This window comes from Pedobacter polaris (assembly GCF_005116505.1).
Classification (GTDB): domain Bacteria; phylum Bacteroidota; class Bacteroidia; order Sphingobacteriales; family Sphingobacteriaceae; genus Pedobacter; species Pedobacter polaris.
In genome coordinates this window covers 175,183-198,504 of the sequence record NZ_SWBR01000003.1, presented here as the reverse complement: position 1 = coordinate 198,504, position 23,322 = coordinate 175,183, and the positions used below count along the sequence as shown (strand labels likewise).

Here is a 23,322-nt window from a genome sequence, read left to right as displayed (position 1 = left end):
TAATATAAATTTTACAAACCTTATTTAGTTAAGAATTCCCTATTTCTTTTTTATTCTTATTCAAAAAAGTAACCAGGTAATACACGGGTATTCCAGTTAAGGTTATGATTAAACCAGGCCAAGTAAATTTCGGTTTAAATATGATGAGCAACGTGCAAAAGGCCAAGCCCATAATGATATATATAATTGGCAAAACAGGATATCCAAAAGCTTTATAAGGCCTATCGGCATCAGGACGTTTTTTACGAAGAATGAAAATGCCAAAAATGGTAAGCATGTAAAACAGCACCACTACAAATGAGATCATATCTAATAAGTCGCCGTATTTACCACTTAAGCACCATAAACAGGCAAAAATACATTGTATCCATAAGCCAAATCCAGGTACAGCATTTTTGTTAAGTGTGCCAGCTTTTTTAAAGAATAGATTATCCTTAGCCATGGAATAATATACCCTTGCACCTGCCATAATCAATCCATTGTTACAGCCAAAGGTCGAAATCATGATCATGAGGGCTATGATAATCGTACCAGACGTACCAAATATAACATTAGCTGAAGCCACAGCTACCCTATCTTTATCGGCATAGGCAATATCGTGCAGTGAAAGGACTCCAGTATACATCACATTGGTTAATAAATAAAGAATAGTTACGATAATTGTACCTAAGGCTAAACTTAAACCTATGTTTTTGGCTGGATTTTTTATTTCTCCAGCAATAAAAGTAACGTTATGCCAAGAATCGCTGCTAAAAATAGACCCCACCATGGCTGCGGCTATGGCACCAAAAGCAGCCAAAGTAGTATATGTGCCTAGGCTTCCATCAACAGATAAGGGAGCTAAAGTCCACATGTTTTCCCAATTGCTTTTCCATATTTCTTTATCTAAAAAAAACAAGCCGAAAATAATTAAGCCAAAAAGGCTCAGCAATTTGGTTAAAGTAAAGGTTGTTTGTATTGTCTTGCCACTGTTTACCCCCCTACTATTGATATAAGTGAGCACCACAATAACAACAATGGCCAGCAACTGGGCCGGTGAGATACTGATAAAGCCAAAATCTAAAAACACCAGATCTTCGCTTAAAGAGGGAATTAAATAAGCTGTGAACTTAGCAAAAGCCACACCTACCGCAGCAATGGTGGCGGTTTGTATCACTGTAAAAAAGCTCCATCCGTATAAAAAACTAACTAGGGGGTTGTATGCTTCTTTGAGGTAAACGTATTGTCCGCCAGCTTTGGGAAACATCGCACTCAGTTCGCCATAACTAAGGGCTGCAGTAAGTGTCATAAAACCCGTAATCAGCCACACAACAAGTAGCCAGCCAGAGCTGCCCACATTTCTGGTAATATCAGCACTTACAATAAATATTCCCGAGCCTATCATGCTACCCGCAACGAGCATAGTAGCATCCATCAACTTAAGTGTAGGCTTAAATTGCATTGTGTTTTCTTTCATAATTGTTTGGTTGGTTTATTGGTTGTTTAGTTACTTAAAATCGTAAAATTTCCATTGCGTAGTAAAGTCTCTCGTTAAATTTTGATTGGTTAATGTTGCCCTTATCATTTCAATCGGGATCTGATTCTCCTTAATTACTGCATCATGAAATTGCTTGTACGACATTTTGCCTTTATCCACTAATTCATTTTTTAATGCCATGATTTGTAAACCACCTACCAGATAGGCTATTTGGTACAATGGACTATACCCCCCTTCAAAAGAACGCCTTACCTCACCTTCAGCATTGGCTTTTTCATGTCCCACTCTGTCTACTAAAAAGTCAATACATTGTTTCGGATTCCACTTGCCTAAATGATAATTTAGAGAAAAAAGTATCCTTGCACAACGATGCATGCGCCAAAACAACATCCCAATCTTTTCCTCAGGTGTTTTAGCGAATCCTTTATCGTACAACAATAGCTCCCAATATAATGGCCATCCTTCTCCACTAAAAGGAGTTGAAAATACGCCTCTATAATCTTTGTAGCGATTGTTTATATAATATTGCAGGTGATGTCCGGGCAATAACTCATGCTGTACAGTACCTCTAGAAAAATAAGGATTATTACCTCTCATGCTCATTAGCTTGTCTTCTTGCGACATTGCTTGCGTTGGATAGGAGATACTAATTTCTTTTCCTCCAGTAAAAAATGGGTTTACCAATTGTCTTTGAGCACTCATCATTTCCATTTCCCAAGTTTCGTTTGCCAAATCTGGAATGTCCATTAATTGATTAGCCTTAATAAACTCAAGCGCATCATTTTGTAGCTTTACAATAAGTTCGGGCTGCTTACCAACTGGAACATAGCTATTTTTCACCTGCTCTTGCGCTTTTTTCCAATCGGTACCAAAACCCATTTCTTTCGATGCTTTTAGTAATTCCTTATCGCAAAACGCGAATTCTTTTTCAGCGAGCTGTATGAGCTGTTCAGGAGTATAAGGAATCATTTCTGCTGTAATTTGCCTTTGCAGTTCTTCCTTTCCAATGGGTGTACCAATAATTTCATTACCTTCTCTCTTTTCTGTTTTTAGCGCAAAATTTTGAGCATATTTATTTAAAGCCGCACTCAAATCTTCGGCAGGTTTAGGCACCCACCATGTAAATTCTGGATCGTAATTCACATAAAAATCGGTAAAACTTTTAAGCCTTGAAACCAAGCCATTCACGGCACGATTAGCAATAGATACATTTATTCCTTGCAAATCATTTGTCTTTTTTAGCGCTGCTGAGGCCGAGTCAACCCGTTTCATGATTTTAGTAAGTCTAGCTGCAATTACAGCACCCTTTAAGTACGTACCTCTTCTGCGCAATTTTTCCAACTCATAAATTTCATTGGCAAAGGGAATGTATTTTTCAATTTCTTTATAAACAATGGCATCCTCTTTTAACTTATCTAGGTTAGCTGTAATCTGCTTCTTAATTAAAATATAATCCACCTTCCCATAAACACTAAATTTATCAAATGCCAGTAATTTCAGCTTTACCAAGTAATCGGCATTTACCTCAATTAACCGCTTCCTTTGCTCGGGAGATGCATATACATTATTCCCCCTAAATGAAAAGCCACCCCCACCATTGGTTGGAGATGGGGCATAAAAATCTTGAATAGCTGCAATATCTCTTTGATAAGAAATGATTGTTGTACCCATTTCGCTGGTTTGCTCATAAAGCTCGCTTTGGGCAAAACTTGGTTTTGCAGCAAAAATTAATAAAAGGAAACAATAGGTAATTTTATAAAAATAAATAGGTTTAAAATTGAGCATATCTTTAAATGATTTAAATTAACTACAAACCATTGATTTGACCTTGCTTACACTATTATAAGTATCCATGTAAACACGAGGAGACTTGCCAATGATATTTTTAAACACTCGGTTAAAATTAGTAATGCTATTAAAGCCAGCCTTATAGGCTACACCAGATATACAATCGGCCTTTGGGCCAGAGATTAAGCTTTTGCATGCATCATTAATCCTTACCTCATTTAAAAATGAGATAAAGGTATGGCCAGTATGTTTCTTAAAATAGCGACAAAACGCTTGTGGGGTCATATATGCCGCATTTGCAACATCCTCTAAAGTAATCTGATTGTTATAATTCCTCATGATAAAATTGAGGATATTACTTAATCGTCGGCCCTCATTTTCCGATATATCTGAAGAGTATACTTCTGAACATAAAGCTTCTAGATTAGAATCGATGCCCTGTAATGAATTGAGAAACTTAATAAAGCTAAACAAGATATCTGTACCTGAAGAGTGGTGGACAGCCAATACCCCATTGGCTATTTCTTTTGCATACTGGTCGGGTATTTTAAATCCATGCTTGTGGTTATTTAAAAAGCCATTCACCAAGCTCATTTCCGGCAAGCAAAATAAGGATTTGAGGATTCCAGTGGGGTTAAAATAAAGGGAGCAAGCCTTGATCTTCTTATTATTATCCAAAATGAAATATTCTGGATTACTTTTAAATAAGTGTGGGAGATTAGCTCCAATTAAAAATATATCTCCCTTGCTAAATGAATGCATGTTGTTTCCTGCAAGCAAGGTACCTTCCCCCTCTTGTACCCAAGTAAGTTGCCATTCGTCATGACGATGGAGGTATTGATAAAAATGGGGTAATTCTATTTGTTCAGATATAACACTCTTGTCATCCGGAACCAACATGGTAAATGGAAGTACTTTCATCATTTTTTATATTTAGTTAATTAATTTACAAATATTAACAGGCACTTAATAAAAAATAAGCGAAACGGTTAAAATCATGCCACCATTAGTCAATATACGTTAAAGTGACGTTTATTTTTATTGCCTTTGGCAACCCTCTTAATAGTTTGCAATTATTTTAGTTACGCGAATAAATTATTGAAGAACACAGTACTCCATCATAGCAAGCAATTGAAAAAGATGCATTAAGGGGCGTATTTAAAAATTGGGTAAAATACGGATAGAACAAGTGAAATATCTGATCAATACCCTTCTGTTAATTTTATAATTTCATTTTTAATTAACGGCTATAGAAACCCTATCATGAACATTAAATCTATATTATTTATTCTCGCTCTATTGATTGGAAACAGGGCATTTTCCAAAGATTACGAGCTATTATCGCCAGATCATAAAATAAAGATTAGCATTGCAGTTAGCGACAGGGTTACCTGGTCTGTAAGTAAAGACACTGAATTGCTTTTACAGCCCAGTTCAATTGCATTGCTTTTAAATCATAAAGTACAACCAGGAATTAATCCTGTTTTAATTAAACAGCAGTTAAAACTACATAATGACTTAATCATTGCCACTGTTCCGGTAAAAAGCAAAGAAATCATCAACCTTTTTAACGAACTAAAACTCGATTTTAAAGGTGGTTATACCATTTATTTCCGTGCCTATAATGATGGAGTTGCCTATCGTTTCGAAACTAATTTAAAGGAAAGCTCAATTGAAGTAACTGGGGAAACGGCCGATTTTAATTTTAGTGGCAATAACCGAGTATTTTGGCCTCTAGAAGAAAACAAAGACTTTTTGTCGCATTTCGAAAGCTTATACAAAGACTCAGTTTTAACAGCATTTAGTAATAATCAACATGCAGCATTGCCAATGTTATTGTTTTCGGCATCTGGCACTAAAATGTTGGTAAGCGAAGCTGATTTATACGATTACCCTAATTTATTTCTATTTGGCACAGGCGATAAAAACCTTAAAGCTGGTTTCCCAAAAGTAATTGCAGAAAGTATTCCAGTGAGAGATCGCGGTATTAAAATTACCAAATTAGCTAATTACATTGCAAAAACTACTGGGCAAAGAAAATATCCATGGCGTAGTATTGCCATCTGTAAAGACGATAAAGACCTTCTTGTAAATAATTTAACTTATAAGCTGTCTACCCCTTCTGTAATTACCAATACCGATTGGATAAAACCTGGTAAAGTGGCTTGGGATTGGTGGAACGACAATAATATTTATGGGGTTGATTTTAAGGCAGGCATTAATACCGAAACCTATAAATATTACATAGATTTTGCATCAGCCTATGGCTTAGACTATATCATGTTAGATGAAGGTTGGACTAGAACAACAACCGATTTATTGAATCCTGCTAAAACAATAGATATACAAGCATTAATTGACTACGGAAAATTTAAAAATGTAGGTGTCTGGTTATGGACTTTATGGGAGCCTTTAGATAAGGATATGGATAACATTCTTGCCAAATATGCAAAATGGGGCGCAAAAGGCATAAAAGTAGATTTTATGGCACGTGCCGAACAGTACATGGTTAATTTTTATGAACGTACAGCAGCAACTGCAGCCAAATATAAATTAATGGTTGATTTGCATGGTGCTTATAAACCTGTAGGTTTAAACCATAAATATCCAAATGTATTAAGTTACGAAGGTGTTAGAGGAGCCGAAAATAACAAATGGAGTACAGAAATTACACCTACACATAATCTCACGTTGCCATTTATTCGTATGGCCGCCGGCCCCATGGATTACACACCCGGAGCTATGCTGAATGCAACAAAGAAAAACTTTAATATCGTTTACTCCGAACCAATGAGCATGGGTACAAGAGCGCATCAGGTAGCTATGTATGTGATGTACGAAAGTCCCTTACAAATGCTGGCCGACAATCCCTCAAATTACTTAAAAGATACGCTATGCACCCGTTTCATCTCTCGCATACCAACCGTTTGGGACAAAACCATTGCGTTAGAAGGTAAAGTTGGAGCGTATGCCATTGTTGCACGTAAAAATGGCAATAACTGGTACATTTCGGGTATGACAGACTGGAATTCAAGGACATTTAAAGCTTCCCTTACATTTTTAAACAACACGCAGTATAAAATGGAGGTACTAAGTGATGGCGTTAACGCATCAAGACATGCTGCCGATTATAAAATATCGAATAGCACGGTAACCGCAAGTAATACCATAGAAATTAATATGGAAAAAGGTGGTGGTTGGACTGCTATCCTGACGCCTGTTCATTAAAAACAAGTTATATAGGTCGAGACTTAAATCTCGACCTTTTTTATAATAGGTATTATTGATCAATACCAGACCTCCCATTAGCATTGTTTAGCAATCAAAAACCAACCATATTAGGGATATTAGAATCATAAGAGAATGAGCCTTATCACTAAGTCTGACCAATAATTTGATACACATGATGGTATTACAGACTATTCTATAGCTAAATCGTTGTAAGGCACAAAGCGATCTTCCTTATAAAATTATGCTTTAGATTTCTTCATGCCTTACAATGCCCCACTACTTAGTTACGTATTCCCCATCTTCACATCTTGATAAAAACAAGAAACCTCGAAGATTTTTACATCCTCGAGGTTTACTACTTTAAATATTAACCTAACTTACTTTTGTGTGATGACAACTTCGGTATTTGCACCATTGGCCAATGCAATTTGATAAGCCCCATGGTCCTTTATGGCGCTATTTTGCAGCACATAATTACCTACACCAATTACTTTAGCTGGTTGCTCCAACCTTATCAATGCATTTGGTGTATATTGGCCTGCAGCATTCAATTTTAAACGAATTTCTTTAGAGACTTTATTATATGAAACTTCGTCTATCTGTCCTGCATCTAGAGTAATCCAAAGTCCAGCGCTTGCAATATATACAGATGATTTGGCTGCTGTAGTTAATTTAAACTTAACTAAATTGCCACTCGTAGACACATTACCACCAAAACCTAAGTAACCAAATTCTTTATGGTTAATTAAATAAGATGAAGTGTTAACCGCATATCCAAAAAATCCAGAGCCATAATCTCCTGTTATTCCATCATTTTTAAGTGTTGATGGAAAGGCATGAAAAGCAGTTGGTGCAAAACCATCTTCGGTAATATTGGCAATACCACCCAATAAACCACCATAACCCGTACGTAACAAATAAAAATCATCTGGATTTTGACGGTAATCCATTAACACAGGTATTGCATTTAAAGCAGAGCCATAATGGTGTATCATCCGTTCTATGCGTGAGAGTTTGCCTCCATATAAAAAATCCCAATATCGACGGGCATTACCATTGTAGGCCCAATGTGGCACTACAGGCATATAAGCCAATATAGCATTAAGCGTTACATTGGCTTTATCATTATAACCAAAATATTTAGACCATACATACACTTCTTCCTGACCGGTAGAATCCCATGGCATTTCGCTACCAAAAGGGTATTGTAACGATCGCCAATGATCAGCACGTTTCTTCATCGCTGCCTCTAACTTTGATGCCATTTCTGTTAAACCTTCATTTTGCAGGTCTTTTAAAACCAAATAAAAGACCGTTCCTTCCATTTGTCCAAATTGTGCATAATAAGGTGCAAACTTTATCATTGCCAAACCAGTTTCAGCAGCATTAGTAAGGTGTTCCTTCCATTTTTGTTCCTCAACCAATCCCCTGTAATTACGTGCCAATCGGTACAATGTCCAATGTGCGGCAGCTACGTGTGGGTAGTTATAAGACCTACCTAAATTGTTAGCCTCTTTAATTGGCCAGGCAGACCATGTTTTAAAATTAACATCCTTGCTATACGTATCTTTTGGTACCGAATCAGGCTCGTAATAGAATAGGCTCTTCTTAACGCCGAATTTCTCCGCGCCTTCTTTAACTTGTATACGCCCAAACATCACTGTATCTACAAAGGTCTTTAATTTATCAACCTCAGCCTTATCTGGATTTACCAATTGTTTCATTATTGCGCCTAACCAGCTACCCGCCCCACCTTCATCACTTAAACCAGCAATCCAAGCTCTACTATCTTGTACCACTTGTTGTTTCTTCTCGTAATCGTAAGTAATAGCTGATGGGTTACGTTTAAATATAGGGTCTGGTTGATCAAACCACTGTTTAGTGGTCAGAAAATTTCCATAGGCAGCAATTACTTCTGTTTCTGGCTTAATTACTTTATAATTTATGGTTTGTGTTAATCCATCTTCATAAGTAAGGGTTAATCTGGCCCTACCCCAGGTATTTCCTTTTACGAAGTATGTTTTCCAAGCATTTTTTGTTGATGTGGATGAGCTTACCATCAATGAGTTTTCAGGCTCAATTGATATAGATTTAACGTTTTTACTATACTTAATAAATAATTTAGCATTTACATCTTGAGGCAAGACATAACCAGGTACCGAAACAGCTACAGGTCTATTATTTGCAATTAACGTACTTTCGATATTCTTTACCGTACCCGAAAGCAAAAATTTAAGGCCAAAACTACGTGTTTCTCCTGCTTTTAAAATAGTTGAAGTTGGTGTATTCCATTGTTCAGCGTTTTTCCACTCATTTTCTGCATAAGCTTTACTATAAACCATCCATTCGTAAAAGCCCTCAAATACAATTCCACGCGGCGTTGGATCGTCTAATAGGGGATTATAAGCCTCAAATGGCGTTTTCCCATAAGGCGTTACCACCAATGTTGATGGCTGACCACTTAGTCGTGCTACTTGCAGATAACCTGCATCTTTTCCAATATAAGGATCATAAAAAACATTATCTGAATGTGATTTTTCTAAAGTTTTACCTTCCAAAATATTATTAAAAATCATTGGAATGCCTAATGCGCCTATTTCTACAGGTAGCGCAGTTTTATTTTTCAACTCAAAGCGAAGAATTAGCTGACCACCTTGTAATTCCCAAAATCTTTTCACTTCTAGAGGAATATCATTTGGCAATGTTGCAGCAAGATCTGCTCCAGCAATTACATTTCCAGCTACTTTTAAAGCTTTAATTGGTGCACGTTTGGCAGCCGTATTGTATTTCTTCCATTCAGTTTCACTACCGGTTCTTAATCTAAGGTTAATATCACCCAAATGATAAAGCCCGTCTGCACTACGCACCTTTAAACTATCGCTAGGAGTAAAATCAAAACCCTTAACCAATTTCGGCATCAAGCCAGCAACAGTTTGCGATGAATTAACCAATTTAAGATCAAATGGCCCTGCATTTAATGTGGTATAGCCTTTCTCCAATGCTAATGTAGATGGTCTTTTTGCGAGTGCTTTCCATGGTGATTGAGCCATTAATGAAATGGGGTTCTCAGAGAGCAATACGATTGCAAGTAGGTATAGAAAAACTAAGAATTTATTTTTTAACATGTCCAATTTTAGTTAAATGAATTACGATAATTAAAAATATATTTTTATTAACAAAGGTTATTAAGAAGCTTAAAAAAGCGCAAAATCGGCAAAGAACTTGCGTATTTATAATAAGTTTACAACTATAATCAGCCCTAATTAAAACTTGATGTAGAAAAAGCACCAACATTAATCATAGTATTGTCTTCGGCAATGTGCTGGTGCAAATAGCATCCATCTTACATAAAATTTAAATATTTTATTTAACCACTGATTCGTCCAAGCTTGTGCCTGTAAGTTTAATCTCATAAGGCCACTGCTCATTATTTTCGTCTTTTCCAGACACTGTCCAATGTTCTTTTGGAGCACCACTTACCACTAGCCATAAATATTCAGTATCATTAGGCACTTTAAAAGTAGCAATACCTATTGTACTGCTATTTACATCACCACATACACGTTTCCCATCCTTGTTAACTGCTAAAAAACCATATCTCCATCCTGCCATATCAGTTTTTATTGCCCTAAAGCCATCAGCGCCCGCTATGCCTTTAAAATCCAATTGAACCATAGTTCCAACAGCCGGAACTTTTAGTTTGATGCCATTGTACCCGTAATTTTGCGGACAATTGCTTGCCGCAATCCGATACCACCCATCAGCCACTGCATTAAATGTACTCCTATGCTGATTGGCATATTTGCTGGCCACATTTTCGATGCGTTTCATGTCCCAAGTAATGAAGCGACGTGAAGCATCAAAAATTTCATCGTTAAATTGTTCCTGACTGATACTTGTTACACGTTTATAAACCATTACCGGATCTTCGCCTTTTTTTACCTCACGCATCAATTTACCAAAAAAATCTACTCCATATTTATTAGACCAGTACTCGATTACATATGGGCTATGGTACATATTAGCAGGATGCAGAAACGCATAATGTGTTTTCTTCATAAAATCTACCAAGTGGTAATTTTCGAAAGTCATCCATTCTGGGTAGTTTTGCCAAAGCATATATTGCGCAGACATTTCCATGATAGGCCCGCCCATCCCGGTACCATTATCGTTGCTTGCCAGGTACTGAAAAGAATGGCCTAGCTCGTGAGCTAAAGCGCCATAAGGGGCTTTATTCATTCGTACAGCTGGCGTCCATAAAATACCAATCTTATTTTCGGCTCCACCACCAAAGGCAGTTTGTTCTGTACCTCCTATCACATATACCAATATTTTATATTTATCGGTAAGCGATTTTCCCTTTTGCACCAATTTTAAGTCGTTTACATAGCTTTGATAAAAACGTTCACATTCTTTTAATGCATCATGCACATTAAAACGTTTGTTTACCTCTGCATTTTGCATAGGATCTTCTCCAAATTCTTTGGCCCAAAAAACTACGATATTATCAGATTCTACCCTTCTTTTATTGCTGTATTCACTATTATTATTGGTATAATCGTTATTATCTGGCACCCTCCATATCTTTGCGGGTATGTAAGCCTCCTTCTCTGTTTTATCATTTCCAGATTGAATGGACTTACTCACATTTGGGTATAGCAAACAGGCAATTAGCATAAACAATAAGCCTTTTGGCAAGGAATTAAATTGCATTTGATTCTGAAGTTTTATGTTTTAGATAATCACTAAAGATAAATAGGCCTTAAAAATATCTTAGCTCATAATTTAACTGATATAAGCATTCTTTTACCTTAAAAATATGGATTACGTTCTCGAAGCCACTTCATGGGTAAGAAACGTGGCTGATTTTTGGCTGAATTAACATCTGATAATCGACTAAACGTTTATTATCAGATGTGTTATGAGTATGGGTAGAGATATCGGATTCGAACCGATTATTCCATCGTTAGAAACATGGGGTTTTAACCGATGGTAATACCCCTATCTATTGTTTTGTTTATTTTCATGATTGTTCTGTTTTGGTCAGGTGAACAATGGGTTTAAATTTGATATTATTTTACATATTGCGTTAAAATAAAAAAATTGCTTATAGGCATAAGGAACCGAGCACAGGCCCTCATCCTTACAATACCCGTGTGAGCTCGGTACATGAAAATCCACTATATGAATTAATCTAGTCCAAACTACTGTAGAATTTTGCAATCAGTCTGCCTCACGCAAAATATTTGTTAGCGGTAGTGCTGTTCTTCACGCTAACATTTTTGTTGCTTTTTTTAATGCTTTTGCTACTTTTTCTTCGTTCGGTGGGTCGTGTGAACTTGGACTAAGTCCTAATTTTTTTCCTGTTATTTCTTGTATTGAAACCAAAATCCCTTCTAATGCCTTTATGTCGGTTTCTTTGGCAATAGCAACTTTTAAATATGGTAGCGATTTTTCTATTGATATTTTGTCATTAAAAGAAATTTGCATCATTGCTGTCCCAGCCCAACAACGATTTTCATTGTTGGTGTCATTAAAAAGCAAAGTCGATATTTGCTCAATGTCATTTACGTTACCTGTCCAACCTATAACCCAAAGAGCCCTGCAACGTAAAGTGTCACTTTCAGAAGTCAAAAATTTTCTTGCAAGGTCTGCTGTTTCCGTTGCTCGATTTATTTTTGAATATTTAAATGAGCCTAAAATTTGTAAAACCGTTGCTTTTACAACATTGTCTTGTTCACTTTTAATTCGGGTTAGCAAATAATCTTCTCCTGATGAATGTCTGTCTTTAAATTTTCTTGCAATAAAGTCATAAAGTTTCTTTTCTGTATCTGCCTCAGCAAGAATAGAGTAATGAAAATCTAAAAAATCTGCTGTATTACTTTGAATAAGTTTTGCTCCAAAGTCAAATTTTGTCGGCGTGTCGCAACCCAACTTAATTTTGTCAAAATAATCTTTCAATATCTCAATAGCGCCCATAATTTCGGTTCTTACGGTATTACCACTAACGTTTCGGGGCTTTGTGTTTGGGTGGGAAACTTAAGCATTTAGCTTTGCTTCATCTCGCCTAATGCAAACGGTAAAGCCCTTACCGAATGTAAATCCTCGTTAGCGGAAGTTTTTATTTGAATTCATTCAGTTTATCATTGGATAAGTCATATTCATACAGTTTGCCATTTTCATTATTGTAATAAAGCCATTGAAAAATATTGGAACGATTTTCAAGTTCATAGCCAATTCCCATAACTGTAAAATCTTTATTTTTCCTTGTTCGATTTTCTATTGAAAAAGCAATTTGTTCTTTGTCTCCGATAAGATGTTTAAAAAGTTTGTTTTTTGAGTTGGCAATGTAATATTCTGTCAATAGATAGATTTTGTCTAAAAAACTTTGGGAATAATTTTCCTCTTTACTCCAATGATATTTAAGCTTCATTTTGTAGTCTTTTCTCAGTTTAGACACTTTTCCATCTTTTATTTTTTTAATAGAGATTGCCCAATCATCAATGATTGGAGTTTCTCCGTCTCCTGCAACATAAATCGTATCCTTTCTCCACTGAATCTCACAAATATCCCCTCTTAGTAAACTTCTATCATTATTTTTATCATTTACAAAATCGTGTAATTCTTCTCCTTTCTTCGCTCGAAGAGAAGTATAGTCCAAATCATCATTATATACTACGAATTCAAAAACGTCTTTTAATACCTTTTCTTTATCCTGAATAATTTTAAGGTCGGCTTTTTTTAGCTCAGATTGATTTTGACTATTTTTTTTTATTTCGCCTGTATTTTTTGTTTTATTTTCACAAGATTGTAAAACGAAGCTTGAGAAGGTTATGATCGATAAAAATAATGTTAATTTATTTTTCATTTTTTTTGGTTTCGGTCGGTTCTGAATAATTTCTGTTAGCGTTTTAATAATTTGCGTTCGGGCGGGGCAATTGAAGCATAAATCTTCAATTTTGCAGAAAAGTAAATCGAAGAACTCTTTTTTAACTTTGCAGTTTTGATCTTCTATTATAAAACCTTTGCTAGCTACATTTTTTTTAATAAATACACCTGCCCATCACAACGAACAACTATTTGATCTTCAAAGAAATCAAACTCTGGTTCTCTATAATTTTTACCGAGTTTATTGGTTAAAAATTCCTCGATTAATATTATAGTTTGGTTAGCTATTTTGTAAAGTTTAAAACCCTGTTCTTTTTCTTCTCCATCAAATGAAGCGGGTTCAAGTAAATATATTTCATTTTCATTTTTATATAGAAACCCATTTTGTCCAGTGATTTTTCTATCAGGACTTTCTACTATTTTGATATTGACTTTATTACTAAAAAACAAATATCCTCCATAATATGCCACACTTTCTTTGTCATCAATTTTTATAGAATTTACTTTATATGGAATTGTTGAAGAAATTATTGTTTCCTCCATAGGTTTGGCTTCACTAAATTGTTCTTTGATAAACATAGAATACAAATCAGGATTTTTTGGATAATTACCTATTCCAGCTTTAGGATTTTTCATTCCTGGTATAAACATTAAAAATTTATCAAGGTTAAATATTCCTTGTATTCTGTTTTCAATATCAGCATTCGCATAAATCATTTCTATTGTTTGGGTTAACACATTATATTCATATATAGCTTTATCGCAATAGAAACACACTTTTTGTTCATTAGCCAAAATTTCGGTTCTTGTTACTATGCCAAAAGTTGATTTTATATTTTCCTCTTTTATGCACTCAACCTTGAAATTGTTTAAGTCGATCTCAAGAATTTTTCCTGTTGAGTTAGGTCCTTTTTTGCTTCTCTCATTTAAATAAATTTTGCTGTTTTGATGAACCACAGAACCTATTAGAATAAAATTTAATATTTCTGTAATGTCGCCCGTAATAATATCAATTTCAAAAAATGTGTTTTCATTGAATGCGTACAGCTTTTGCTTATAAAATATAAATTCAAAAAGAACGGGATTTTTAATGTTTTTTTCCCAAACCGTAGCTTGATCATTTAGATTTAAGCACCATATATTTCCCTTCCAATCTGCTATAATTAAATTGTTTTCAAAGTAAAAAGAAGAACTTACAACTGTTTTAGATTTAACCGCTGTTAAAGTTTCAAAATATGGATTACTGTTATTACTTTTTCTTAGGTCTATCATTTTCTGTGGTTCGATAAAATTGTAGCTTCCGTTTTGTATTTTCTGTTGATCACTGCCACGGCGGTAGCTGATAGTCAACCAAACCGTATTTTTTGATTAGCCAACCCGAGCCAGCTGGTTCTCCGTTTATCTTTTCGAAACCTTTTGATTCGCAAAAACAAGGATCAACTGGCCCGAACATTCCATAATTGTATCTAGCTTGGTATCGGTAGCCAGAAAGTACGTAATAGCGATTGCCGATATTAACAATTAGCTTATCTGCAGCATTAAACTTTTTAAAAGGAAACTTTAATGTTTGTGTTTCTCCATCATCTTTAGCGGCAAAATTTATTACCGTATCACTGACTAATAATTTACCTTGCTGCAGGTAAAAATGAATTTTACTGAGCTCCTTTTTACTAAAACCACTTATCATCATCGGAAAATTACCTTCAGCCTTTTGAATGGTGTCGCACACCTCTTTTTGGTAGCGAATGGCCTCTGTGGTTTTACGATATCTATCCCAGGAGATATAGCACCAAATTATGGCGCCGATGAATAAAATAAAACTAACAATAACGAGTGCAGCTACACCCATCGATTTAAAAATCTTCATTTTCTATTGCGTTTTAAAAGTAACAGGCATCAACTGGCTGGATAATTTCTCTTGCAGGCCATTCTACATTTTCGCCATTAACTATTTCAAAGTTTTGTGTTAGGCTAATTTTCAGTTTTTTGTTGGATTTTATCTTACCGCTAGCGGCTGAACTGGGTTTGATAATTGATACTTCACAGATTCCATTTTCCGAGTCACATATCAATGGATTGGCTTGTTGATGCATACTGATTTTTTTTGAGAAGGTAAGCTCGTATTAGGGATTATAGGGGTTGCATTTAGAAGAGACAAGCTATTTTCAATTTTGATAACTGCCTTCTACCATTTTCTTTATCTTTATTCAAAATTGGGTACTTAAATTCAATTAGGCAATAAGTCAGAAAATTATGACTACCAAAAAAGAGATAGTTGATAAAGAAACTTGTCCGGCTCAAGCGCTTTTGAAGATGCTCTCGGGCAAATGGAAGCCTGAAATTTTTCGGCTGGCCGTTAAAGCACCTTTACGGTTTAGTAGTTTGCTGCGTACAATCGAAGGTTCCAATAAGCAGGCATTAGCTGTGGCTTTAAGAGAATTAGAAGAGGTTAATTTGTTGAAGAAGATTGTGATACGACAAAAACCTCTGCATATCGAGTATAATCTGACCACAAAGGGAGAGGCATTGATTCCTATTTTTCTGCAGTTAGAAAATCTGGCGTAATTTTGGTCAGGTTACTGTCCAAAGGTCTTTTCCTTGGGGTAAGTCCATCAGTCGAGAACCCCATTTATAAATTATTGCCGTAATGCAAAAAAGTCTGCCAAAAGTCTGCCAAATCAATAAGTTTTTAGCATATTTTAAGAAACAAAAAACCCCTAAACAGTCGTTTAAGGGTCGTTATAGGTTTTTGGTGGAGAATATCGAACTAGAGATTTATTCTTAAACAACTGACTATTTGAATTTTACAGGATTTAATAAATTATGGTGCAAACAGGGTGTAAGCGATTAGGTGTAATTTCTTTAATAACTAAAATCTAAACCAATACCCTAGTGGAGATATGTATGTGTATGCTTCCGATGGGTACTTTTGTCAAATATTATAACAAGGTCAAACAATAATTATTGCCGAAAAATTGATATCTTACTTTTTAAAACTTAAAATATGTCAATATATTACGAAAATGAATTTCCAGCTGAACAAGGTATTGTCACTGTTAAAAACAGAAAGTACATAGCTGATTGCATAATAAAATTTCCTGTAGACAAAGATACTATAAACATTAATAAATGTACATGTGTATTTTCTATCTTAGATAGAGGCAAACAGTTAAAAAGACATTATGTTGGTGCTGAATTTTTTGAAAAACTTAACAACGAAAATGTAGTGAAATCTTTTAATGGGTATTTACCTGAATTTGTATTCTGCTTTTTCAAAACTGATTTTCCATTACAAGATTTTAAAGGAGAAAAGAATCTTTAATCTTTTGGCTCAATTCCTGTTGGGTGGTTTATACACATAACTTTTCCACTTCCTTTAAATAATCTGCAAACAGTTCTATATCGTTGTAACTGTTGCCTGCAAACGCAAAAAATATGGGATTTGCATTATCATAGAAGAATTGTGATTTTTTATTTTTCTTTTTTTGACCTGTTATCTCCTAAAAAAACATCAAATGACCGTTTTCTTGTGGTTTAATCGTTAGTAAATCACCTGGTAATTCAATTTCAAATTCGTCTATTTTTTATAGCATTTAATTTTAATATTTTGAATTTATTATTACCAAACTCATAAAGCTTAAGCTTTATACAAACATCATCTTCAATCTTATTTGTGAAATTAATTGCAATACCAAGACTAACCTTAGGAAAGTTCATTAAAGGTTTAAGTACCACCAACAATTCATCATTTTCGATTGAAGTATTTACGATTAGATCAACAAACATTTCATCAAATAGTTCTTTATATTGTTCAATCGTCATTTGATAATGTTTTATCTAAGTATAAGCCCAATTCATTAACTGTGTCTTGAAGTATTTCGCGTCCACTCACTTGAACCCAATCTTAGTCACCCCTAGCTATTGAACCAATTAGCGTTTCTCCAACATAAACAAAAAAACTCTCATTTAGCTGATATTGAAACAAGGTTTATTCTACTGGTTTAGAAAATTGGTTTATTTCTGGTGGCGAGCCAACAGGGCAACATGTAGATATCGTCGTACCAAAACGCCTATTTGATTGATAACCGTATAGGATAGTGGATGTCTAGGCTATCTTTCTATCCCTTATCAAAACCGAAATAAGTTGATAGAGCAGGCCTGTTTTTTTTAACCGATAGATGCATTACCAGCAAATTTGGTTTTTGATAGCTCATCGTTTTAAATTATTTTTCTCCAGAGATGTCATCCGCTGATTGGCGAGCATATACATGTATCTGCTTAAAGTCGGCGTATGCCAAATCCTCACCTGGGTTCTTTCTGTCCCAATGCTCGAACTGGCCAAGCGAGAGTTCCCGCTCGCCCCAGACCGCCCAAACCAGAGACATATTTAGTTTATCCAGTAGTGCATCCAGAATTTCCTTCTTCAGGTAAAATAACCGTTCACTATTCTTGAAGGATTTTTTTTGGTAGGAATTCTGAAAGGTCAGCCGTCCTCCAACTGAATTCCTGAGGTCCCTGCTCTGGGGTATCGTCTTTACATCTAAAAGATCTGTCAGTTCGCTTGTTAGCGTACTGCCGCCTGTAAAATCCTCAAATAAGGTTTTGCCTGGAGTGCGTAGATCGCATACAGGCTGCAGGACAGGAATGTTCAGGAAATCCTGTTGTACTTTCGGGACCAATATCGGCTCTTTTCGGACTTCGACTCTATTGAGCTCCTCATCGCTCAAGTCCTTGTCCTCTTTTCCCGTTGAAAAGTTAATTCCCGATAGTTTCAAGCTGTCTAAAAAAGATGGTTCAAATCCTATCCCGTCGAGATAGAATTTATCCTCCAATTCTTCCACTTCGATAGTGTTTTCCGAAAGCACAAAACGGAGCTTGCGTTTGCCGTTTATGCGGAAGTGTGGGCTCCACGGTACCTCACCGGCAAAGGCACCATTGCATTCCGCCTTCTCTGGCAACCAGCGCCCTCCCAGTCGCTGTTTGTGTAGCTGAGTCACGAGTTCGGACTCGTCTTCTTTGGATACAAAAAATGCCCTAAAGAAGCCGAACATGCTACGGCCCCGGTGTTCATCCTGCTGACCGATGTGACCATCCAAAAGCACCCAAGAGCTGGAACTCCCGTCGAGATCATTTTGTTGCAGGTAGACTCCCAGGTCTGGGATAAAACCTGTCTTGATCCATTCTTGAAGGGGGATTTCAGCGCTTCCCAAAACATCCAAGTCAACTATTTTCTCTTTAGGTAAAGGGCATGGAAAGCACGGATCGATATCAGCATCAGACTCCCTCCTGTCCAGATAAATATCCTCCATCTTCTCTTCAGCTGACCTTTTCTTAAGCCCCAACTGCTCAAAGTAGGCTATCCATGAGTATTTCTTTCCGTAACGATCGACCTTATCTATTTTATTGCCATCATTTCGGTCATAGCTATCTCGGCTATTAGCAATTTTCCTGTCGGTAGCACTGAATTCCTCGAACGACCAGCCCAGATCAAAAATTCTCCATAAAACTTGGGATCTGACCTTCTGGTAGCCTACATGCTTAAAGTCATAATTATGCCTTCCTTCCACTAAACTTCCAAGCACATAATTCTCAAAATCCATACCCAGCGGCCATTCGCGACTTGCCTTTCTTTCATCGCTTAATTTTTTTGTTTTAGGTTTCAGTGTACGGGGATGAAGGAAATGGATTTTGGCCATTTCACCATCGCTAAAAAGAGATTTGTCCGTGAAATGTGCGAGTTCGATTATCCCTCTGGCATAGTCCAGAATCAGAACATGCGAGGTAACATTCGATGCATCATTTCCAAAAAAATCGGCATGGAGCTTTTTAGCAAACCTCGGCAAAATTGAACTCCCGAAATCCGTACTGCCAGATTTGCTCATCAGCGCCATCGAGGCTCCATAGCTGGCAGCCAGCATTCTTTCCTGTACATAAGGATCATCGATCGACATCGACCTTTCGGTCAGTTCAAACAGATGCTCGATAGCACCTCTGCCGTACCAGTACAGGGCTAGGGTGACTTTGTGCCTAAGCTTATGGCTCGTACTGGTCAGTTCCCACATCAGCCAGGTTGCTTTCAGATGATCCGAATATGTTCTTTTTTCCAGATCTTTCGACCATATTGAGACCACATCGTCGAGATCTTCTTGGAAAAGCTTTTCGTTCCTGCGCAACCATTCCGTCCAGATCAGGTCCCGTTTTCCGGTATGGAGTTCAGAAAGCACCCTATCTACAAACAGGGCATTCAGTGGATGCTTCTCTGCATCATGGATTTCGAACAGATTTCCCAGGTAGTGGTTTCTCTCTGTAGGGGATGTTTTAATTGCGTCAACCACTGCATCTAATGTCGATTTGTCAAGGTATTTTGGTTCCAAAAGAAGAGTTTGCTCCAACGCCTCGCCACGTAAAGATTCCTTAGCTACCTGCCACAACTGGATGCCATGGAACTGCGGCAAAAGCGCAACAAGAAACCTTATAATATCTTCTCTTAACGGGTGTTGGGTACTGTATTCGAGACCAAGCGCATTTTCTGCGGTCGCTTCTGTCAACCAAGGGCCAATGGTATCCCTACCATTTGTAGAGATGATGTATTTGGCAACCAGATAACCTCCCAAAAGGTCGTAAGTCGGGATGATCTCATAGTCGCCGGCAACCTTACCGGGCATACGCAACAGTAAACCTTCCTGTTCCATGAAATTAACGGCACTATTCACCCAAAGATTTTTCTCATCTCCGATTTCGATCCTAAATTGCCGCTCGTTGACTGACCTGGCGCGTGCAGACCATAACAGCTTCCCAAAAGTATCAAGCTGGTTGATGATATCTGCCTGCAGATACCTGCAGTGGCTTGGGGCAAGCTCTTCGATACGTTTCGATGCTTGGTCCACGTACCGCTCGAAAAGAGATGCTAAAGACCTTGGCACCGCCTCCATTCCCACCCATTTTTCCCTTGTGGGATTGGTCACCTCACAGAAGATCCTGAGTGTAAGCGGATGGGTTAGCAAATGACCGTATAGGAGATCAGGCTGTGCCTTGATCTTAAAGTAATCGAAATAACTATCCATTGCATCACCAACGTCATCTCCGAAGTCTGGGATCTCAAAGGTAATGGTATCGTCGGGCAGAGAATATTGGACAAATGGCTTTGGCTTTTTGTCATCTCGATCATCGTAATAATAGTCGTCGCGCCTGCCCTTTCGCTTCTGTTCGCCAGACCTGAGCGTGCAGATAAGCAGTACACTTGGATAGTTCTTAAGTATAGGTTCCAGTTCGCACAGTAACATCTTCCAGTCCCTGGGATCCTCCGCTTCGTTAAGACCGTCGATGACGATGGGCAAAATGCACTTCGCCCGTTCCGCAGCAGCATTCAGGGCCGCCACCAGAGCCTGCATACTCGGAACCGGGTTGCCGTTGATGACCACTTTGCTGGCTAAGCTATCCAAGGAGCTGCTGTGGGTCAAAAATCTTCCCAAAAGCAAAATCCCAGCCGGCCGGTCATCTCTCGCGGCAGTCAAAGTAGCCGCCAGTTGTGTTTTTCCGCCACCGGCATCTGCAACCACCCCAACTAGGCGCGTGTTCAAAAAATCCATCACCTCTGAGAGCACCTCTGCAGATTCGTAGAGGTCTGCTAATGCATCTGTTGCAATCAGGCCAATCTGAAGTCTTGCTCCTCTCGCTTTTCGCGGAAAACTGGAGATATGTTTTATCTGTCCGACCATTTCCGATGATATGCCTTGATGAAGGTGTAAAAAATTGCCCTCGCAAAGCTGGTCATGAACAACTTTCAGCTGATCGGCAAAAGAGAGGATACACATCTGAAATTCCCCGGTTAGATTTTTCAAAATCTCCGGAACGGTACCCAGGCGCATATCAATCTCTACATGGTGTTCCCTGAGATTTTCGGATAGCCTAATGAGTTCATCCCACGCGGTAGCACTCCCCAACATTCGCCGAAGCGACCGTTCAGCATCGACTTCCTGGTGAACCTGTGGGAACCATCGCTTTTTGATCGGTGCAACGGACTGCTCATGCTGAGCAAAAAGCTGCTCTGGGGTGAGGATCAAATCCCCAAAGTAGGTCCGTTTAAGCTGTTCGCCGTTCAGGTTTAGCAGCATCTCCGCTTCATGGCTGGTCCACAGCTGTAGCTTTAGTGTATTGCTCAAAGCATAAAACCAGACTTGGTCTGTTTTTGTGAGCGGATGCCTTGTCCATAGCACCCAGTCGGTTAGATTTGGCCTAGCTGCTATGCTTTTTGTCAGAGCATCTTCGATCTGGTCTCGGCGGGTCTTGCCAAGGTTCTTTCCCCGTGGCAGATCGTACCATTTACATTGCCACCCAAAGTGGCTTTTGCTAATGCCAAGTTCGCAATCGTTATGCAATATCAGCTCAAATTCGATTCCTGGCTGGTTTAACAATGCCCTGAAACTACCAAAACGTGCATAGTTCAGCCATACCAGTGACCTGCATAGCATTTCAAAATTGTAAGTGACGCTTCCTGGAAGTGTTTCAAATACTGACCAATTCACCATAGCTATCTTATTTAACGTCCTTCCCCAGTACCTGTATAAGTATGTGCGGAGTAGACCTCAACGCGTGCTTCGTAATCAATTAGGACTTTCAGGAATGCCGAAAAATCCGACTCTTCGGTAGTCACCACTATTTTATTCTCTTCCAGTTTTGTCCTGGCTTCATAGTTGAACTGATCAATTTCCCTAGGTACAATCGAATGTAGCTTGAGTTCCATCAATAGATCTCGCAAAGGCTTGGAAAACCGTGTACCATCTTCATAGCTCTCTTCCGATTCTAGCAAGTAATGTTTGATTTGATCTATCGCATCGTAAGCTTCCTGTGCTTCTGCATTGGTTCTGAAATGTCCGATCATGACAAGATTGGCCGAATGTTCAGACCCGTATGAATTCCAAAATTTCATTTATGATTTATTAATTGTTCCGATTGGGATTTGATAAGCTCCAAACCCTGTATTAAACTCTTTCCTGTGATATCCATTCCGCCGGTCTGATAACTGGTTCGCTTGAGCATCCCTCTGGCGTCGACAAATGCATATGCGAGTAATGGATTGGTATCATTGAAAGGTTGCGCGATCGGCAGACCATTCGCGCAGTTTTCGTTGATCCTCAGCGGCAGCTTTCCTGTATAGCCGTCCAAAAATTGCTTAAGACGTAACAGGATGTCTGCTGAAAACATTCCCTTAGCGTCGATTTCGGGGAGTATCAGCAACTCAGTTGCGCCTTGCTGCTCCCAAAAATTGGCAACCTGAATCAGATCTGGGATCGTGTCTGCGTTTAGGACATAATTGATCCCAAATGGCGCGATGGCTTTGATCAGCTGGATCTGGCCAAGTAGGGTATCAAAGGACCGTCCGCGCAACTTTTCATAGGTACTTCCAAGACCGTCGACGCTAACTCGTATAAAATGCACATTACCCTTCAGCTGTTCACACATTGCGGCAGTTATGCGATGGCCATGGGTGGTAAAAGAAACGGCCAGATCAGTATTTACCGTCGCAAAATTACAAAGTTCTGCTAATCTTGGATATAACGTGGGTTCCCCGCCTCCAAATCCCACTCCAAGGGATCCCCCTAGATCAATTTCGGTTATCCAATTCTTCAGGTCCTCAAATTCTAGCTCGGACCTATCCTTGGGTGCGTAACAATAGGCACATTTAAGGTCGCAGATGTTCGTAAGCGCAAACGAAACGTGCCTTGGCGCATTCGACCATTTGTCATGGGGAACGCTCAGTTCGTCGATAAGAAGGTTTGCACCGGTGTTCCTGTTGAACAGGTGAACGCCATTTTCATCATAGCGGATTTTCATAGAGGCATTAATTTAAGGTTAGAATTTGTAATTTATTCAAAAAGAAGGATAAAATAAAATTGGATTGTCAACAAAGATCGTCCTTGAACAAAATGGAGGAACAG

At 37.9% G+C, this 23,322-nt stretch carries 17 protein-coding genes; 3 read left to right on the top strand and 14 right to left on the bottom strand.

Going from position 1 to position 23,322, the window contains the following annotated elements; translation table 11 throughout:
- Positions 1 to 28: 28 nt before the first annotated feature.
- From FA048_RS12925 to FA048_RS12915, 3 genes are read right to left on the bottom strand one after another with little or no spacing between them, the layout of a single operon-like run.
- Positions 29 to 1,456, bottom strand: coding sequence for an APC family permease (locus FA048_RS12925; protein ID WP_136841654.1), 1,428 nt, complete (start codon positions 1,454 to 1,456; stop codon positions 29 to 31).
- A gap of 30 nt (positions 1,457 to 1,486) precedes the next feature.
- Entirely contained in the window at positions 1,487 to 3,262 is a 1,776-nt protein-coding gene (locus FA048_RS12920) for a DUF885 family protein (RefSeq protein WP_136841651.1), read from the bottom strand.
- Between the two features lie 18 nt (positions 3,263 to 3,280).
- A complete protein-coding gene (locus FA048_RS12915; protein ID WP_225872539.1) occupies positions 3,281 to 4,189 on the bottom strand; it encodes an AraC family transcriptional regulator in 909 nt (302 codons plus the stop codon).
- Between the two features lie 339 nt (positions 4,190 to 4,528).
- Here FA048_RS12915 and FA048_RS12910 point away from each other — a divergent pair, with 339 nt between their 5' ends.
- Positions 4,529 to 6,493, top strand: a complete 1,965-nt coding sequence (locus FA048_RS12910) for a glycoside hydrolase family 97 protein (RefSeq protein ID WP_136841649.1) — start codon at positions 4,529 to 4,531, stop codon at positions 6,491 to 6,493.
- A 380-nt stretch (positions 6,494 to 6,873) separates the two neighbouring features.
- On the opposite strand, the gene FA048_RS12905 is transcribed toward FA048_RS12910, so the two are convergent.
- The 7 genes from FA048_RS12905 to FA048_RS12875 all read right to left on the bottom strand — a co-directional run bounded on the left by FA048_RS12905 (position 6,874) and on the right by FA048_RS12875 (position 15,477).
- A complete protein-coding gene (locus FA048_RS12905; RefSeq protein ID WP_205943481.1) occupies positions 6,874 to 9,621 on the bottom strand; it encodes a DUF5695 domain-containing protein in 2,748 nt (915 codons plus the stop codon).
- A 238-nt stretch (positions 9,622 to 9,859) separates the two neighbouring features.
- Positions 9,860 to 11,209, bottom strand: a complete 1,350-nt coding sequence (locus FA048_RS12900) for a DUF6055 domain-containing protein (RefSeq protein WP_136841647.1) — start codon at positions 11,207 to 11,209, stop codon at positions 9,860 to 9,862.
- Positions 11,210 to 11,764: 555 nt separating this feature from the next.
- The gene (locus FA048_RS12895) at positions 11,765 to 12,475 is read right to left on the bottom strand and encodes a HEAT repeat domain-containing protein (protein ID WP_136841644.1); all 711 of its coding nucleotides are present in this window, start codon (positions 12,473 to 12,475) and stop codon (positions 11,765 to 11,767) included.
- A gap of 142 nt (positions 12,476 to 12,617) precedes the next feature.
- Positions 12,618 to 13,364 carry a hypothetical protein gene (locus FA048_RS12890; protein ID WP_136841642.1) on the bottom strand — a complete coding sequence of 249 codons (747 nt, stop codon included), beginning with the start codon at positions 13,362 to 13,364 and terminating at the stop codon, positions 12,618 to 12,620.
- A gap of 164 nt (positions 13,365 to 13,528) precedes the next feature.
- On the bottom strand, positions 13,529 to 14,734 hold the full coding sequence (locus tag FA048_RS12885) for a PQQ-binding-like beta-propeller repeat protein (protein WP_136841639.1): 1,206 nt from the start codon (positions 14,732 to 14,734) through the stop codon (positions 13,529 to 13,531).
- The gene (locus FA048_RS12880; RefSeq protein ID WP_136841637.1) at positions 14,706 to 15,251 is read right to left on the bottom strand and encodes a hypothetical protein; all 546 of its coding nucleotides are present in this window, start codon (positions 15,249 to 15,251) and stop codon (positions 14,706 to 14,708) included. Before FA048_RS12880 ends, FA048_RS12885 begins: the two co-directional genes overlap by 29 nt.
- A 13-nt stretch (positions 15,252 to 15,264) precedes the next feature.
- On the bottom strand, positions 15,265 to 15,477 hold the full coding sequence (locus tag FA048_RS12875; RefSeq protein WP_136841635.1) for a hypothetical protein: 213 nt from the start codon (positions 15,475 to 15,477) through the stop codon (positions 15,265 to 15,267).
- A 160-nt stretch (positions 15,478 to 15,637) separates the two neighbouring features.
- Between FA048_RS12875 and FA048_RS12870 the strand changes: the two genes are divergently transcribed.
- Positions 15,638 to 15,949 (top strand): winged helix-turn-helix transcriptional regulator, encoded by a 312-nt coding sequence (locus FA048_RS12870; protein WP_136841633.1) that lies wholly within the window; start codon positions 15,638 to 15,640, stop codon positions 15,947 to 15,949.
- Between the two features lie 439 nt (positions 15,950 to 16,388).
- On the top strand, positions 16,389 to 16,706 hold the full coding sequence (locus FA048_RS12865) for a hypothetical protein (RefSeq protein ID WP_136841631.1): 318 nt from the start codon (positions 16,389 to 16,391) through the stop codon (positions 16,704 to 16,706).
- 245 nt (positions 16,707 to 16,951) lie between these two features.
- Here the strand turns inward: FA048_RS12865 and FA048_RS12860 are convergent, their stop codons facing one another.
- The 4 genes from FA048_RS12860 to FA048_RS12845 form a co-directional block, all read right to left on the bottom strand.
- Entirely contained in the window at positions 16,952 to 17,206 is a 255-nt protein-coding gene (locus FA048_RS12860; protein WP_136841629.1) for a hypothetical protein, read from the bottom strand.
- Between the two features lie 401 nt (positions 17,207 to 17,607).
- Positions 17,608 to 21,912, bottom strand: a complete 4,305-nt coding sequence (locus tag FA048_RS12855) for an NACHT domain-containing protein (protein ID WP_136841627.1) — start codon at positions 21,910 to 21,912, stop codon at positions 17,608 to 17,610.
- An 11-nt stretch (positions 21,913 to 21,923) separates the two neighbouring features.
- Positions 21,924 to 22,313, bottom strand: coding sequence for a DUF6375 family protein (locus FA048_RS12850; RefSeq protein WP_136841625.1), 390 nt, complete (start codon positions 22,311 to 22,313; stop codon positions 21,924 to 21,926).
- Positions 22,310 to 23,218, bottom strand: a complete 909-nt coding sequence (locus tag FA048_RS12845) for a radical SAM protein (protein WP_136841623.1) — start codon at positions 23,216 to 23,218, stop codon at positions 22,310 to 22,312. The genes FA048_RS12850 and FA048_RS12845 overlap by 4 nt, the downstream gene beginning before the upstream one ends.
- Positions 23,219 to 23,322: the final 104 nt, after the last annotated feature.